This window comes from Thermoplasmata archaeon (genome assembly GCA_038874435.1).
In the GTDB taxonomy this organism is placed as follows: Archaea; Thermoplasmatota; Thermoplasmata; order Lutacidiplasmatales; family SKW197; genus SKW197.
In genome coordinates this window covers 1-16,146 of sequence record JAVZCK010000014.1, presented here as the reverse complement: position 1 = coordinate 16,146, position 16,146 = coordinate 1, and the positions used below count along the sequence as shown (strand labels likewise).

Genomic DNA, 16,146 nt, shown 5'->3' with positions numbered 1-16,146 from the left:
AGTTAAACAATCTTCTTTCTAATTAAGTTTTTCCTCGTAAGAATAACTAAAACAACAAGTGTAAAAACCCAGAGAGATAGTGCCTGCCCTGTCTCACCCCACAAAAAATTCTCAGTTTGTGGAACCACTGTGACCACGATCCATGTGATGTTTGTATTACCTGCTGTATCGGTCACCCTTGCATAAATTGTGTTGTTTCCAGCGGTAAGGGTGATGCTCCCGCTCCATGAAAATGTGCCATTGCAGAGAACCCATGTTGTCCCATCTCTGCTTATCTCTACCTTCTGGATGCCAATGTTATCCCAAGCGGTTCCATAGACAGTGATTATGCTTGTTGAAATCTGGCTTTGGTTCGCTGGAGAGGTTATGGTTATTGTGGGCTTCACCGAGTCCGCAGAGACCAAAGCTGTAAGGTAAGCCGTGTAGAAAATCGAGGTGAGATTTTCAACAGCAGCATGGATATGCTGCACTGTCATATCCCAGAGTATAGAATCATAGCCCCGCATCCCGTTGTAGGTGATACCCGTATTGTACTGCGATGTGAAGCGGTTGAGCATGTAAACATAGGTGGAGCCGAGAGCATAATTGCTTCCATCCGTATCTGTAAATGCGGTTGTGGTTCCATCGTGTGCATTCACCCACTTTGCCAGATTTACGGTTAAGGCGGAAACATCAGACACATTTTTTATTGTGTAGCTCTGGCTGTTGAGGGTGGAAATGAGTGCGGAGATTCCTGCGGTGCCCCAATCAGCGGATTCATAGTAACCGTGGTAAGTCTCGCCATCGGGGTCGTAAGAGGGGTGGGAATGGTCCTTCAGTGTATGTTCAGTGTGTCCATACTGTGTGATGTCTGAAAAGTAATGGGTGAGTAAGCCAGCATAGTAAGCTGCATAATGCTCCTCCTTGCTCCATTTCTGGCTCCCGTTTTTGATGTAGGCAGTAAGATAGGAGACAAGGTTCTGGTATAGCTGTGCTACTCTCCCTGGAGCACCTTGACTTCCACCCACATGCACATAATACAGATGATTGTCCCAGTCCTGGATGGCAGCGTCTGGGTCGTCTGTGTAAGCGAGATAATTGTCGTGGCTATTTGGAGAATTTGTACTCTGGCTGAAAGAACTCTGAAAATCTCCACCGTTTTGAATGTACCAGTTGGTTATCCATTCAGCCATTGTGGCATTGTAGTTTTTCAGGTTTTTGTAAGCCATGTCTGCAATCACATCGTGCACACCATAATAAGGGTAGGTGGGGTTTGAACCAGAGCCATTGCCCCATGCTGCGGCAAGATTTGAAAATCCCTGGCACAGCATGATGAGAAGAACAGCGAGTATGTACAGCAACCTTAGTTTCACAGGAAAAGGAAGTGCTGGCATCTATTTAAGTGTTTGGGAAATGGAAAATTCACTACCTCACTATCTCAAAACTTCTGTATTTTTGCTCTGTCGTTTCCTCAATCTTTACTTCATAGTCCTCAACTTCTGCATGGGGCTGATGATGGGCACACCATTCAATGCACTCCATCACTTTTTCTCTTTCTCCCTCAAACTCCGCATAGACACTTCCATCTGGTTCATTTCTCACGATTCCTGTCAGTCCAAGCTCCCTCGCTTTCATTCTCGTGTAATACCGAAAATTCACCCCTTGCACAAGTCCGAAAAATCTTACAATGGCTCTAACTGGCAAGCTCTCACCTCCAGAACTTTGCAGCATAGGGTTTTCTGAGCACATCAAGTTTGTTTGTGTAAATATCTGGCAAGCTTTCGAATCCGTATTTGAGCATTGCGAGGCGCTCCAAACCGAGGCCCCAGGCGAGCACTCTCTTCTTGACCCCAAAGGGTAGGGTGACTTCTGGCCTGAAAATCCCTGCACCACCTAGCTCTAAAGTTCTCCCATTCACAACAGTGTAAACCTCTAAGCTTGGTTCTGTAAATGGAAAATAGGAGGGATGAAATCTGACATTTGAGAACCCAATGCGTTTGTAGAACTCCCTCAGAACTCCAATCAGCATTGCGAGTGAGGCCTTCTCTTCCACAATAATTCCCTCTATCTGCATGAACTCTGGTAAATGAGTGGCATCCACATTCTCATTTCTAAACACCCTTGCGATTGAGAAAACCTTAGCATCTTCATCTGGATGCTCTGCAAGATACCTGATTGTGTTTACTGTCGTGTGCGTCCTGAGCAGTGCCTTCTCAGCCTCATCCCTGCTCCAGCAATAGCCCCAACCCTCAGAGCCAGTATTTCCACCATTTTCATGCACTTGCTTCACTGCCTCAAGCCATTTCTCTGCACTCACCCCTATTTTTTCAGGGAGAGCGAGATAAAAAGTGTCTTGCATATCCCTTGCAGGATGGTCTTGGGGCACAAAAAGGGCGTCCATGTTCCAGAACGCATTCTGCACAACACCATAGTCAATTTCTGTGAAACCCATGCTTAAAAAGATTTTCCTCACTTGATTCGCAATCTGGTTCAGAGGATGCACTCTTCCTCCGAAAACCTTCGGGACGAACCTGGTCACATCATACTTCCTCAGCTTTACCTCTCTCCATTTTCCTGTCTGGATTATTTCAGGCGTTAACTGGGAAACTTCCTCCTCGATTTCAGAAATTCCAGAGGCGACAGAAATACCTTTCTCGGTGATCTTCACCTTTCTCAGAGCCCTCTCCTTCACCACCAGCACATTCTTTCGTTTGAGAAAATAAGCTAAGAGAGATCTGTCAAGTTCCGTTTCAGGTTTTGGTTCACTCAGCGTCTTTAAAAACTCCTCTCTTTCTCTCAGCTTCGCCTCAATTTTTTCCGGTTCTGAAATCTTTATTGTCCCTGCATCAACAACGACGCCAATATTCTTGAGATGCATTAACGCAATTCCGAAACTCTCTCCCAGCAACTCTTTTGCCTCAGCCATTCCGAGCTCTCCCTTTACCTTGCACATCTCGAAAAGTTTCCTTTCTGGTAATCCTGCATCCAAATATTTTCTTCCCTCCTCACCCAGAGCAACAGTTCTAACTACACTTTCACTGATATCCACAAGATCTCGTGTCTTCAGCCAGGAGGCAGCATTCATCACTTCCTGGATTGTTGTGAAATTTTTTCCATCAATTAATGCGTCAACCTCAACACCTGAACTATTATCTGAGTTGCGGAGTGCAACAAGCAACTTTTTCTCAAGGGTGCTTAGCTCCTCCAACTTTCACACCACCTGATGTAGCTCTTTACCTACATGCTCCTTTCTTCCCTGAATTGAAGCTTCAGGCCCCTCCTGTCCAGCTCGTCAACAAAAGCATCTGGATTAACTGCGACTTCATTTGTATAGACACCAGTCCGAACTTTGCCTTCAGCAATCATTTTAGCAACCACACTCGCAGGGTAGGCAGTGGTGCGCATCATTGCAGTATGCCCGGTTTTTTCATCCTGATAATCAACCAGTTCATAAACCATGGTTTTTTTGCTGCCCTGAGAAACACCTTTTGCAGTTACCCGGAGTAGCACAAGGTCTTTGCTCTTTGGCAAATTGGTTTCAAGCAATTTCGCAAACAGGTTTCTGGGCACGACCTTCTTTCCATCAACGACCACCGGCTCTTTTGAAGCAAGCCCAAGTGCAAACAAGAGTTTGATTTTTTCGCAGTGGCCAGCATACCTTATCGTTTTGTAATCCAGATTCTTCACCTTCCCTTGAAATGTAAATGGAAGTGTTGAGGAACCACCCGAGGTGTTGAATGCCTCAAGTTCTGGAAAACCTTTGAATTCCAGTTTTTCAAGGTCCTCCAGCGGCTCTCTGTAATGGATTTTGCCGTCTCTGAGTACAATGCACTTTTCATAATACTCATTAATCAAGCCATGGGCTGAGAACACAAGCGAGTAGTTGAGCGGTGGCTTCGGGTTCTGTGGAAGTCCACCCACACGCAATTTTACCTCCTCTGCTAAATCCAGCATTGAAATCAATTTTGCAGCGAGAACATTCACCATACCGGGTGCAAGACCACAATCTGGAATTATTGTCACATTCTTTGCTTTTGCCTTTTCATTCAATGCCAGTTGCTGCTGCACCACATCAATGTTTCCTCCCAAGTCGCATAAACTTTTACCCATAGAAATTGCAATTTTTGTGAGTTTCAGGTTATAAAAGTAAGGCACGGCGCTTAAAACAACATCCGCTTTCTTGAATGCACGCTTTACACTCTCGGTATTTTCCACATTTGCGACCAGTGGTTCAGCACCTGTTTTCTGGCTCACTGTTTTAACCCGCTCTTTATCAACATCGCAGACAAACACTTTATCCAGATTCCCGTGTTTCACCAAGTCATAGGCAGCTGCAGAGCCCATCATTCCTGCACCAAGGACAAGGACTTTCATGGAGAGGAGAAATAATTGGCGGTAGATAATAGTTGCTTCTTGAATACCCTCGCCTGTGTCTGGGAAACCGTTAAGAGGATAATAAAAATTCTTATACGGAAGAAGAGTATATGGGTCTTAAGGTTCTGGCTCATGAAACAATGTTAGGAGCATGCTAGAGGACCTGTATAATTTCATGAACTGGTTGTGGTCAAGAAGAAAATATCGGGGGAAAAGTCATGAAAGACGAATTGCCGAAAAATCCAGACAAAATGCAGATAAGATGCCCATGTGGTAGAGAGATAACATCGGAGTGTGTTGGTGGCCAGTACCCAGAAGAATATCGGAGTAAGTGTGCCTGCGGACGGGAATGGGTTTTGACAGAAATATCTGAGATAATGGCAGAGATAAACGACTCTTAGAGAGTATGGCAAGAGGCCCAAAAACGGTTTTCCGTGAATAAACACCCTACTTCCTCTCCTCTCTCCAGCCCCAGAGCACAATATCGCCCACATTTGTTCTTGTGTTTTTTGCGACCACATAGTCGCCAGTTTTCTCAAAGAAAGCCATTGAGTTGTTCTCTGACAGAAACTCGTCAATCATCAGTCCTTGCGTCCTCGCCTTCTCAATGGTATTTACATCACCTAAAGCTCCAGCCCAGCTGGTAGTGCCGTCCTTGCCATCAGTTGCGAAGGAAAGCATCAACCCTTCCTTCACATTCAGCTTTTTCAGAAATCCCAGCACAACCTCGAGGTTTCTCCCGCCTTTCCCTTTTCCACTCACTCTAACATAGGTTTCGCCCACTGCAACATACAATCTCTTCTTTACCTTGCCTGCTTCGTAATTCAAAATTTCAGCAAACAATTTTCCTGCCTCTCTTGCCTCTGCATCCAGTGCGGGCGTTAGCACCTTAACATCGTAACCCAGTTCTTCAGCTCTCTGCACACATGCAGCGAGAGCGGTCTCCATATCTCCGATGACAAAATTCCGCACATTCCTGAATTTCGGATGTGAGGACTTTGGAGTTTCTTCTGCATCCAGCAGCGCCTTTTTAGCCCTTTCACTCATCATCTCAAGAATTTTATACTTTTTCAAAATTCGCAAGGCATCTTCCTTTGTGCTCCAGTCAGGCACCGTGGGACCAGAACCAACATCACCAACACACCCTTCAGGCACATCCGAGAGAACGAGCCCTATCACCATTGCCTCTGTATGCAATGCAGCCCTGCCTCCCTTTACACCTGAAAGATGCTTTCTAACTGTGTTCAACTCCTTTATGTTTGCACCACTGAGAATCAACTGCTTTATCACAGCATTCTTTTCCTCAAGAGCCAAACCCTCGATTGGTTTCACAAGCATCGCGCTAGCACCACCAGAGACCAAGAAAACCACAAAATCCTCTTTCTTTGCCTCCCTTAGAACATCTAGTACCTTTTCAGTGTTTCTTAGATTTTGTTCACTGGCTAAAGGATGGTCTGACTTGAGGAATTTAACACCCTCATGTTCTCCTTCCTCGGGGCAGAGCACACAGCCAGCACACTCCTCAATTTCATCAGCACAGGCAGCAGCCATCAGATGTGCAACCTTACCAGCACCCACTACAAAAACCCTGCCTTTTTTTCTGAAAATGTTATTTGCGACTTTCAGGTGTTCGCCATCAAAACTCAGCTTTTTTCGCACGAGCATGTAAGCATCAACACTGGCAACTCCCGCCTTTACAACGCTCAAAAAATCTTTTCTGGCTAAACCATTCTGCTTCACACTACACAAAGCATCCTCATTCACTATCTCCATGTGACAACCACCTCATCTGTTCTGAATCTTTGTCGAATCTGGGTTTCTTTGATTTCCTGTCTCACACCTGAATTGTACATTAAGATGCCAAGGTATGCAATCATCGCTCCATTATCAACACAAAGCTCTGGCTTTGGAATAAACATTTTAGCACCTCTCTCCTCAGCCATTTTTTTCACCATTTCCTGCAACCTCTTATTTCTTGCCACACCACCACCAAGCAATACCTCCTCCTTGCCCACATGTGCCATTGCCCGCTCTGTCACTTCCACAAGCATTGCAAAAGCATACTCCTGCACAGAATAGCACAGGTCCTCAACTCCCACTCCCTTTTTCAACAAGGAAATGGCTGCAGTGAGCATGCCCGAGAAGGAAACATCCATTCCTTTCACAGAATACGGTAGTTCGAGGAGATTCTTCCCTTTCGTTGCCATCGCCTCGATTTTTGGTCCACCAGGAAATGGAAATCCGAGTTCCCTTGCCAGTTTATCAATAAAATTGCCTATGCCTGTATCCAGCGTCTCGCCAAACACTCTATAGCGAGAACTTGCAAATGCAATCACCTGGGTGTTTCCACCAGAAACATAGAGCAGCACAGGGTCTTTGCAGTCAGTTGTGCCTCTCCCGATTTCCAGATGGGCGATGCAGTGGTTGACACCGATTATTGGTTTGTTGTTGGAAAGAGAAAGGGCTCTAGCCACAGTTGCACCTGTGCGAAGACATGGTCCTAGCCCTGGCCCTTGCGAGAAGGCTATGAGGTCAATCTCGTTCAACGAAATCTTTGCCTCTGCAAGAGTTGCCTTTATAGTGTCAATCGCAACCTCACAATGATGATTTGCTGCCTCTCTTGGATGGATACCACCAGATGGAGGAGAGTACACCCTTATCTGGTTTCCAATCACACCGGCCTTTTCATTCACAATGCCTACGCCGAATGTGTGGGCTGTGCTTTCTATTCCGAGACAGAGCATCAGTACACAAAAACACCAAATGGAAATAACCTTTTCTACATGCGAGAGAATAGGCGAAGGTAAACTTATATGGAATGTGGTATTTGGTGCTGCAATGCAAAAGGTCCTGCGAATTCCAATAGGCTGCAAGTCACTGGATGAGATGCTTTCAGGTGGCATTGAAACAGATACCATAACTGAGATTTTTGGTGAAGCAGGTAGCGGGAAAACTAACATCTGCCTAATGCTTGCCAAAAATGTGGTCCTTTCTGGTAAAAGGGTGATGTATATTGATACTGAGGGGATTTCTGCCGAACGATTAGAACAGATTTGCGGAAAGGATACAGAAAAAATCGTAAGGGAGATTCTTATCGCAAGGTGTTATTCGCTTGAAGAACAGCAGGCAATGGTGGAGGAGGCAGCTAAGAAGGCGAAAAAGGAGAATGTCGGTCTTGTTATTTTAGATTCAGGCACTGTTTTCTACAGAATCAACATTGGGATGGAGGAGGAGGCAGGTGAAAGACAATCGTTAGCCGGCATGATTAATGCGCTCTCAAAACTCGCAAGAGTAGAAAAAATCCCAGTCGTGATAACAAATCAGGTTTACATGGATGTGAAGAAAGGAAGCTTTGAACCCATAGGCGGTGCAATGCTCCAGCATAATGCCAAAATCATTATACGGCTTGAGAAACTTGCAGAAGGGAAAAGGAGGGCTGTGCTTCTAAAACACCGTTCATTGGCAGAAGGAAGAGAAGCTTTGTTTACAATCACACAGAACGGGTTAGAATAAAAAACACCACAAAAAACAACAAAAACAAAAAAGGGAAAAAAGTTTTGGTGCTTATATGCTCTTGACCTCAATGTAGATTGTTCCTTGGAATGTACCAGTCGGCATGCTTTCATCGATGGTTATCTGTACCCAGACAAAATTTGCACCTGAGCTGCCATCTGTACCTAGATTTGTAGCATCTGTTACAGCACCTGGTATCCACACACCATTTGAGCTAGACCATGATGCCTCTGTCCATTCACCAGTATTTGGTGGCCATGACGCTTTAGTAGCATACTTGAGGTTATTGCTTCCGCTTGTGTCATATGTCCCTGTACCATTCGCAAGCACATATCCTCCAGAAGTATAATCATATGCCGTGCCCTTGTCATGATATATTATCCCATCTGCAGGTGTAGTAAACACGTTTGTGTTCATAGTCTTATGCAGTGCGATAACTAGTTTATTTTGTCCGCTGGTCACTGTAACATCTATCCTTGTTATTCTCAGTTTCACATTCGCTTCAGCGTTTACAATTGCAAATGCGGCCGTGTAAGTTTTGTTAAATCCTTGTGCAAATGTTCCTAGAGATACAGTATATGTCCCAGTAGCACCATCGAGGATATATCCACCTCCAACTACTGCCCCGTCACCAGCCATCAGCTGGATGAGAGAGGTAGGCGTGCTTATATTCGCAGATACTGAGACACCCAGTTTCGCATACTGTGTCGCTGCTAAACCCATCACCGTCGATGCCAGCACAAGCACCACAAGTGCTTTTTTCCATATTTGCATTTTTTTACCTCCTTTTCCCATGAAGGAAACCTGTATAACCATATGGATGAGGAGATATATATACATTTCCGCAGCAACAGTTTAGACATTAATATTTACCAGTAATTAGAAGTGCATCTTTTTTTTATCATTATAAAATCATAAAAAAATCTCAGACCTGCAAAAATTGCGATAATGTAATAGAATATTTAATTTACGAACACAACAACAAACGATATAGGGTAGCGCGAGTATCCACCACTATCAGTATCTCCGAAAGATACTGGCTAAAATTTAAAAATTGATGCCAGTATGCAAAGCTCCTGATACATTTTTCTTATAAATTTTCAAACGGGTCATTCAAAATTCCACCGATGCACCGAAAGTGTTAAATATTTAAGATATCTTATAGATATCTCATGAAACGAATACCTATAACACCCGCAACTGAACTGACTATCAGGAACATACGGGGATTCTATATTCGTAAGGTGACGCCTTTCGGCACCAGCGCCAAGTGGGCAGATCTATATAGAGAAGGAGGTGAGATTCAAGGAATTTCTTCTCGCTCTCTATGAAGTAAGAGAGTGAAATGAAAATACACTGGGAAAGGGTTGATGGCCACTTCTATGGCACAGGAGCCATAGGGGTGTAGGCCGGGAAAAAATCAGTAGGTTTCCCTGTAGTATGTCCACATCAATTCCCTTTCTAATGGTTTTTTGGGTAGTAGTGAGTATCTAGCTTTTCCAACTTCTTCGGAGATACTGCTATACACAAAAAATTTAATACTTGAACATTATACAAAGTAACGGGATTAACATGGTAGACATAAGAGAAAAGGTTGAGGAAGATAGAGGGATTCTGAAGAAAATCCAACTTCTGATACCTGGCTACGCAGGATATCGAAGGAGGGAAGACATACGAATTGCAGATAACCTTCTGCGCATCCAGCTCGCAGATAAGTTGAAGCAAGCAAGACAGGATGTGGAGGGTTGCAGAAGAGTGCTTGTGGAAAACTATGAAACCAAGCATCTAGAAAAGATTGGCAGTTTAAGTGCACAGTTCCAAAAGATAGAGGGAGATTTAAGGCATGCAGAACAGGGCTACTCTGGAATTTCTCCAGCACTTCAAATAAAGGAGGAAGAATTGAACAAGCTCTATGAATTTGACTATTCCATGGTGACTTTGATAGAGGGAATTAGGGAGGAGGTAAATGCGCTAAAGACAGTGGTAAACACACAACCAGAAAAGATTCCCGAGAACGTATCAAAAATCAGGCAGATGCTTGACAATTTTGACCAAACCTTCAAACGGAGGATCAAGTTCATAACTGGGACGGAGGTGTGAAAATGGTTTTTCTGTTCGGTGGAAACAAAAGAAGTGATGTGACTGCAACAAATAAAGAGGGTTTAGTTGGGGCAATGACAATTGCCTGGGATGATGTTTACAAACGTAATGTTATAATGTGGAAGGTGCCACGAAACATAAGGATGAACGACAACATTGTTGTCCGTGAAGATGAAATTGCCGTATTTTACAGAGATGGCAAAGTTCTCGCATACATAGATAGGCCTGACAGGTATGCCTTAACAAGCCAGAATGCTCCGATTCTTGGCGGCTTGATTCAAGCATTGTCTGGGGTAAAACAACAGGCGGAAGTTTTTTATATCCAGAAAAAGGTTTTTGATGGCAAATTTGGAAGCAAACAACCATACCAGTTTAGAGATAAGGAATTTGGCTTCGTTAACCTAAGGGTCTTTGGTGAGTTCAGATACAGAGTGAACGACCCTGCAAACTTCATAAATCAGTTTGTGGGCACGCTCAACTACCAGACGAGTGCTGAGGTTGAAGAGAGAATCAAGGAGCAGATGGTTGTGCTGGTTTACGATGCTCTTGGACATCTGAAGGAGAAGGGAATGGGTGTGACAGACCTTGCCGCTAACCTCACCACAATTGAACACGTTGTGCTGGAAAAGTCAAAGGACCACTTTGGAATGTATGGTGTAGAGATTAATAAGGTATCTGGACTCTATATAAATCTCCCCGAAGAAGTGCAAAAAGCGGTGGATGCTAGAGCGAGCATGCAAGTGCTAGGTGTAAATTACATGCAGTACCAGACAGGACAAGCAATGCGAGATGCAGCTCAGAACCCATCAGGGGGTGCCGCAGGGGCAGGTGTTGGCGTTGGTGCCGGATTCGGTGCAGGTTATGTAATGATGGGCACGATGGCACAGAGCATGCAACAGCCACCACCAGGACAGGCAACGCCTGCACAGACTCCACAGCCCCAAGGCAAACCATGCATTAAATGTGGTGCCAATGTTCCACCAGGCGCTAAATTCTGTCCGAGTTGCGGTGCAAAACAGGAGGAGACCCTAAACTGTCCTAACTGTAAGGCAGAAGTAAGTGCAAACGCTAAATTCTGTCCGAATTGTGGCCAGCCAGTGAAAGCTACAGTAAAGTGCCCAAAGTGTAGTGCAGAGAATCAACCTGGTGCTAAATTCTGCGCAAATTGTGGCGAAAAATTGCAGTAAGGGGATGGGCCTATGGCAACTATAAAATGTACTAAATGTGGTGCCCCAGTTGAGATTGAGCCCGGTGCTAAATTCGTGAAATGTACATATTGTGACTCTCAAATGTACATTGACAAGAGTGGTGCTGGGTTCTTCTACATACTTGATTTCAAGCTTGACGAAACTTCTGCCACGGGTGTATTTAGACGCTGGGCTGCTGGTTCAGTGATGGCAAAGAATCTTGATAAGGAGGCGAAAATATTTAAAGCCATACCACAGTATTTCCCTGTCTACATGTTCAAGAGAGATGTGGATGGAAGAGAAGTGGTCTATGTTGAGCCAGCAAAATCCACTAGTTTACCGGGTATGCACAGTTTAAAAATTCCACCAGGAGATATAAAAATTTTTGACCAGCACTATAAAATTCCTCAACACATTCAGGTAATTCAGCCAGAGCTTGACATGCTTGCTTACTTCAACTCATTACCCGGAAAACCAAAGGAACAGGCGCTTGTTTATTTCCCAATATGGTACATGGAGTATAACTATCAGGGCCAGATCTACAATGTGGTGATTGATGCCTCATCGGGAGAAGTTTTTGCAGATCGTTTTCCAACCAGAGGCAGTGCGCCATACATGGTGGTTGCAGTTGCAGGATTTGTTCTCTATGCAATCTATGGCCTGGTTGCATGGTGGAACTTGATGGTCGGGTTGATTGCGATGGGAATCACAGTGCCAGTTATTTTTGGTACTGGTTACCTTGTAGCGAAGAAATGGTGAGGTGAAAAAATGGGTGACATTTCACTGGGAATCTCATGTCCTTCTTGTGGTGGTGCACTGAAGGTTGAGGAAGGTGCAAAGTCAGTTTCATGCAACTATTGCAATGCTCTTATCTGGCTTGAGGGTGATGAAGGTATCCACACGATAATGTTTGCTAACATGGTGGATAGAAACAAGGCGATTTGGCTTGTTCAGGAATGGTTCCGGAAGGGGTTGAAAGCAAGGGACCTCAAAACAGCAGGAGCTATAACTGAAATTTTCCCACTTTATCTCCCCTTCTGGCGCCTAAATGCAAGAGCTGCTGGATGGGTTTGTGGATATAGAGAGAGACAGAAGTATGATAGTCAAGGGAGACCCGCAGGTGTGGAAAGGGAGTACATGGAGCGGATGGTATTCAGGGATTTTGACTGGACCTATCTCGCTTGTGACCCTGGCGACATTGGCGTGAAGCGACTCCGGAACTTGTATGGACAGGTGATCCCTGCAAATGTTACTGAGGTGCCTACATTTGAGGTGACTACATCTAAAACAGATGCCCTGAACATGGGAATCCAAAATGTGCAGCAGATGGCATTGCAGAGTGCAAATGTGCAGCACATCACATTCCAGAAAATTCATGTGATTCCAAGGCAGTTCATGCTTGTCTATTACCCTGTCTGGCTTGTGAGGTATAAGTACCAAGAGAGAGTCTACTTTGCAACAATTGATGGGGTGCTTGGAAAGGTGATTGCAGGTAGAGCACCTGGCGACCCACTTTATCAGAGTTTGATAATGACTGGTGGCTCAGTAGGTGGTGGACTTGCAGCTGCAGCAGGTGTATATCTGGCACTTACGGGAATCTCAGATGAGCTAGGAATTCTTGCGATTGTTGGTGGTGTGGTCTTGCTCATCGCTAGTTACCTTTTCTTCCGCCACGGTAGTGAAGTTGTTGAAGGAGATATTGAGGCCAAATACAAGGGTTTCAGTTTGAAGAAAGCTGGTGAAATTTCTTCAGCTATGGGAGGATTGAAAATATGAAAGTTGTCCATATTAAATGTCCAAAGTGTCAGAATCCATTTTATTCTAAGGCAACAGACACAGTCTTCCTCTGTGAGCATTGTGGGGCAATGCATGTGAGAGAGCCAGAACTCAAGATAATCGATTATGAATTCTGGGAGTTTGCACAGAGTTATCAAGGCGAGAGATATTACATGCCATTCTGGCGGCTTTATACTACAGTAACAATTCATCATATGCAGGTGGCTGGAGGAGCCCTTGTAAAACTTGCAAATCTGCTCGCGGGTGGTGGAAGCTCTGGCAACATCTTTATTTATGTGCCTGCAATCGAATTCTCGCCTGAAGAATTCAAATACTGGTCAAACTTGCTCACGTTTACTCCTCCGAGGGCAAATGTAGCTTTGAAGGTGGATAAGAATGTGCCTAAATTGGCAGTGAAAATTGGAGAAGCAGAAGCAATGAAGCTTGCTGACTTTCTCATTCTCACCTACGAAGCTGAAAAACCAGGTGTATTGCAGGATATCCGCTATGATCTTCGTGTCAACAACACAAAACTGATATATTTCCCTGTCTATTATTACCAGAACAGGTATTATCCAGGTGTGTAAATGTGTCTAGCAGTACCTGCAAAGGTGCTTGAGATTCACGGGAAAAAGGCGAAGGTGGATTTTGGCGGCGTATTCAGGGAAGTGGACATCTCGCTTGTAAATGCAAAAATCGGAGATTATGTCATTGTCCATGCGGGGTATGCAATTGAGGTCATGGACCGAGAAACCGCAGAGGAGACACTTAAACTTTGGGAAGAGATTTTGTCCAATTAGTTTTTGTTTTAATACTGAAGAAACACCACATCCATTCTGCGTTCAATTAGTGATTTTTCCGCCGGCTTGAAAAGTTCCGGTGGAATCTCAAACACAATCTTTGCATTATACTCATGTGCAATATCCACTATGTCCTTAATGAATTTCAACACACTTAGGAATTCGTTTGTAATGAGAAACGCAGGAATTGCATCAATGTACACAAGTGCCTTATCTCCATTGTTTTTAATAAACGAAATTATTTCCTGGATTGCCTCGAATTCCATTCTTCTCGATGAGATTGCTTTTTCATAGCCAGAAGTATCGGTAATCCAGATACAATCCACCTCTGTGCCATTAGGAAATCCCTTCTTGAATTTTTTTGGGAAGTGAGCACTCACACCAAGCACTTTGTAACCAGAAATCTGGGACTTTATAAATTCTCGATGCTCGCTCAGTGCCTCCACAAGAATCGCATCGCCATCTTTTAGGTTGAACTCGTTTCTCGGTTTTCTGGTAGGAGCATTCTCCTGATGTACTTCTCGGCTTGCAATACTGCGAATAGTGCTCTGCTGGGCAGCGTCGTATGGAGCCATTGTAACTGAGAAAATAAGGACAGAATTTCTGCTAGCCGCATCATCAGCCACAGATTTGAGGAAATCGTGCATGTTCTTGAAACCGTTGACTGCGGTGATGTAATCAATGTCGTCAATGTAAACTACCCGTTTTTCTCCCTCGCGCAGGAACGAATAGATGTGATAGGAAATCTCAAATTCTAGCTTTGTGGGTTCAATTGCATTCTCCTTTGTTGTGATTTCAGAAATCCAAATTACTGGCAGTTTAGTAAATTGAAATTCAGAACGGACAGTTTTAGGATGTTTCGTGGTTATACAGAGCCCTGGCATCTTGCTTGCAAGGTATCTGAAGGTCTCGAACCCTTTTCTTCCATCTGGTGAAACAACGAGCACTACATCGCCTGGCTCTATGGTTTTCGCAGTTTCTGGCATTGGCATATCCTTGACACCATTTTCCACAACTGCCTCAACTGTGAACAATTTGTATTTTGCAGCTCCATAAAGCAGGAAGATGTCAAGGAAGATTATGTAGAAATTGCCTGCGGGCACACCAGCAACAATAAACTGTTTGTTGGGCATATACTGGGGAAGCATGCCAGTAATAATCCCAGGAAACACAAATAGTGCGGCACCGACTGCCATAAGCTGAATCTGTTTCTTCTCAATCTTTGTTTTTGCGTGAATGTAGGAAGAAGAAAAATTGTAAAATACGACAGCAAGGAAAACTACCATGATTGGGAGGATGTACAGCAAGAGGTCACCAAAATCAGTGCCATAGCCAGCCCAGTAATATAGCACGTCCTCGACCATGGCATCTGTGAACAAGACAATTGGAATATATATCATAAAAGAAATGATGAATGTGTATCTCAACACTTTTTCCTCCTTTTTGGTAATTCTTGGCAATGGATACATAAATGAAATGTAGGCACCTGAAAGTGAAATAGCAAGCACACCAAGAGCCATAATTTTTGCCATGAGCAGGGCATATGGGTAGCACCAAAGCGTTCTGTAATTTTCTTCAGTAACCACGAACCATCGCATCACTGATTCTGCACCTGCCCACACTGCAACCGAGAAAAACAAGGGTGCAAATGCCTTCTTTATATTTCTAGATTTAGTGTAAACCATAAGATAGATCAGGAGGAATATGTGGATTACCATCGAAAGAATTGGAGGGATTGCGTACGGATTGAATTCCATTATGTTGGTAGATAACTCCGGATAATTAAAAGTTATTGATTCTGTTTTAAATTCTCATTCTGTAGAGAACACCACATCCATTCTACGCTCGACCATTGCTTTTTCAGATGGTTTGAAAAGTTCTGGTGGCACTTCGAACACCACTTTTGCATTATGTTCATGTGCAATATCCACAATGTCCTTGATGAACTTCAACACACTGAGGAATTCGTTTGTAATGAGAAACGCAGGAATTGCATCAATGTACACTAGGGCTTTCTCACGATTGGTTTTGATAAACGAAATTATTTCCTGGCTTACCTCGAACTCCATTCTTCTCGAGGAGATTGCTTTTTCATACCCCGATGTATCCGTTATCCAAACACAGTCTATCTCAGTACCCTCAGGAAATCCCTTCTTGAATTTTTTTGGGAAGTGAGCACTCACACCAAGCACTTTGTAACCAGAAATCTGGGACTTTATAAATTCTCGATGTTCGCTCAGTGCCTCCACAAGAATCGCATCGCCATCTTTTAGGTTGAACTCGTTTCTCGGTTTTCTGGTAGGAGCATTCTCCTGATGTACTTCTCGGCTTGCAATACTGCGAATAGTGCTCTGCTGGGCAGCGTCGTATGGAGCCATTGTAACTGAGAAAATAAGGACAGAATTTCTGCTAGCCGC

General features: G+C 44.0%; 17 protein-coding genes. 8 read left to right on the top strand and 9 right to left on the bottom strand.

All coding sequences use genetic code 11. The features are described 5' to 3' along the window. Positions 1-2: 2 nt before the first annotated feature. The 4 genes from QXD64_06380 to QXD64_06365 are packed head-to-tail and all read right to left on the bottom strand — an operon-like array spanning position 3 to position 4,353. Positions 3-1,352 (bottom strand): Ig-like domain-containing protein, encoded by a 1,350-nt coding sequence (locus QXD64_06380; GenBank protein ID MEM3396942.1) that lies wholly within the window; start codon positions 1,350-1,352, stop codon positions 3-5. Positions 1,353-1,404: 52 nt separating this feature from the next. Continuing rightward, entirely contained in the window at positions 1,405-1,683 is a 279-nt protein-coding gene (locus QXD64_06375) for an acylphosphatase (protein ID MEM3396941.1), read from the bottom strand. Positions 1,684-1,687: 4 nt separating this feature from the next. Then, positions 1,688-3,187 (bottom strand): phenylalanine--tRNA ligase subunit alpha, encoded by a 1,500-nt coding sequence (locus QXD64_06370; protein ID MEM3396940.1) that lies wholly within the window; start codon positions 3,185-3,187, stop codon positions 1,688-1,690. A gap of 29 nt (positions 3,188-3,216) precedes the next feature. After that, a complete protein-coding gene (locus tag QXD64_06365) occupies positions 3,217-4,353 on the bottom strand; it encodes a saccharopine dehydrogenase C-terminal domain-containing protein (GenBank protein ID MEM3396939.1) in 1,137 nt (378 codons plus the stop codon). Positions 4,354-4,571: 218 nt separating this feature from the next. On the opposite strand from QXD64_06365, the gene QXD64_06360 reads away from it, so the two are divergent. Then, entirely contained in the window at positions 4,572-4,754 is a 183-nt protein-coding gene (locus QXD64_06360) for a hypothetical protein (protein ID MEM3396938.1), read from the top strand. 46 nt (positions 4,755-4,800) lie between these two features. Here QXD64_06360 and QXD64_06355 read toward each other — a convergent pair whose 3' ends face one another. Then, positions 4,801-6,126, bottom strand: coding sequence for a DUF4147 domain-containing protein (locus QXD64_06355; GenBank protein MEM3396937.1), 1,326 nt, complete (start codon positions 6,124-6,126; stop codon positions 4,801-4,803). Continuing rightward, positions 6,117-7,097, bottom strand: a complete 981-nt coding sequence (locus QXD64_06350; GenBank protein ID MEM3396936.1) for a bifunctional N(6)-L-threonylcarbamoyladenine synthase/serine/threonine protein kinase — start codon at positions 7,095-7,097, stop codon at positions 6,117-6,119. The genes QXD64_06355 and QXD64_06350 overlap by 10 nt, the downstream gene beginning before the upstream one ends. A 19-nt stretch (positions 7,098-7,116) precedes the next feature. Between QXD64_06350 and radB the strand changes: the two genes are divergently transcribed. Beyond that, a complete protein-coding gene (gene radB / locus QXD64_06345) occupies positions 7,117-7,866 on the top strand; it encodes a DNA repair and recombination protein RadB (protein ID MEM3396935.1) in 750 nt (249 codons plus the stop codon). A gap of 51 nt (positions 7,867-7,917) precedes the next feature. Here the strand turns inward: radB and QXD64_06340 are convergent, their stop codons facing one another. Then, positions 7,918-8,640, bottom strand: a complete 723-nt coding sequence (locus tag QXD64_06340) for a hypothetical protein (protein ID MEM3396934.1) — start codon at positions 8,638-8,640, stop codon at positions 7,918-7,920. Between the two features lie 798 nt (positions 8,641-9,438). On the opposite strand from QXD64_06340, the gene QXD64_06335 reads away from it, so the two are divergent. Genes QXD64_06335 through QXD64_06310 form a run of 6 tightly spaced genes read left to right on the top strand, consistent with a single transcriptional unit; the run spans position 9,439 to position 13,729 of the window. Next, positions 9,439-9,966: a hypothetical protein gene (locus QXD64_06335; protein ID MEM3396933.1), complete on the top strand. Its 528-nt coding sequence runs from the start codon at positions 9,439-9,441 to the stop codon at positions 9,964-9,966. A 2-nt stretch (positions 9,967-9,968) separates the two neighbouring features. Then, positions 9,969-11,153, top strand: a complete 1,185-nt coding sequence (locus QXD64_06330) for an SPFH domain-containing protein (protein MEM3396932.1) — start codon at positions 9,969-9,971, stop codon at positions 11,151-11,153. A 12-nt stretch (positions 11,154-11,165) separates the two neighbouring features. Next, on the top strand, positions 11,166-11,912 hold the full coding sequence (locus QXD64_06325) for a zinc ribbon domain-containing protein (GenBank protein ID MEM3396931.1): 747 nt from the start codon (positions 11,166-11,168) through the stop codon (positions 11,910-11,912). Positions 11,913-11,921: 9 nt separating this feature from the next. After that, positions 11,922-12,929: a hypothetical protein gene (locus tag QXD64_06320; protein ID MEM3396930.1), complete on the top strand. Its 1,008-nt coding sequence runs from the start codon at positions 11,922-11,924 to the stop codon at positions 12,927-12,929. After that, positions 12,926-13,516 (top strand): hypothetical protein, encoded by a 591-nt coding sequence (locus QXD64_06315; protein MEM3396929.1) that lies wholly within the window; start codon positions 12,926-12,928, stop codon positions 13,514-13,516. Before QXD64_06320 ends, QXD64_06315 begins: the two co-directional genes overlap by 4 nt. Further along, positions 13,517-13,729: a HypC/HybG/HupF family hydrogenase formation chaperone gene (locus tag QXD64_06310; GenBank protein MEM3396928.1), complete on the top strand. Its 213-nt coding sequence runs from the start codon at positions 13,517-13,519 to the stop codon at positions 13,727-13,729. Positions 13,730-13,737: 8 nt separating this feature from the next. Here the strand turns inward: QXD64_06310 and QXD64_06305 are convergent, their stop codons facing one another. Both QXD64_06305 and QXD64_06300 read right to left on the bottom strand, forming a co-directional pair. Further along, entirely contained in the window at positions 13,738-15,486 is a 1,749-nt protein-coding gene (locus QXD64_06305; protein MEM3396927.1) for a DUF835 domain-containing protein, read from the bottom strand. Positions 15,487-15,540: 54 nt separating this feature from the next. Then, positions 15,541-16,146 (bottom strand): DUF835 domain-containing protein (locus QXD64_06300; GenBank protein MEM3396926.1); only part of this gene is annotated, 606 nt, incomplete at its 5' end.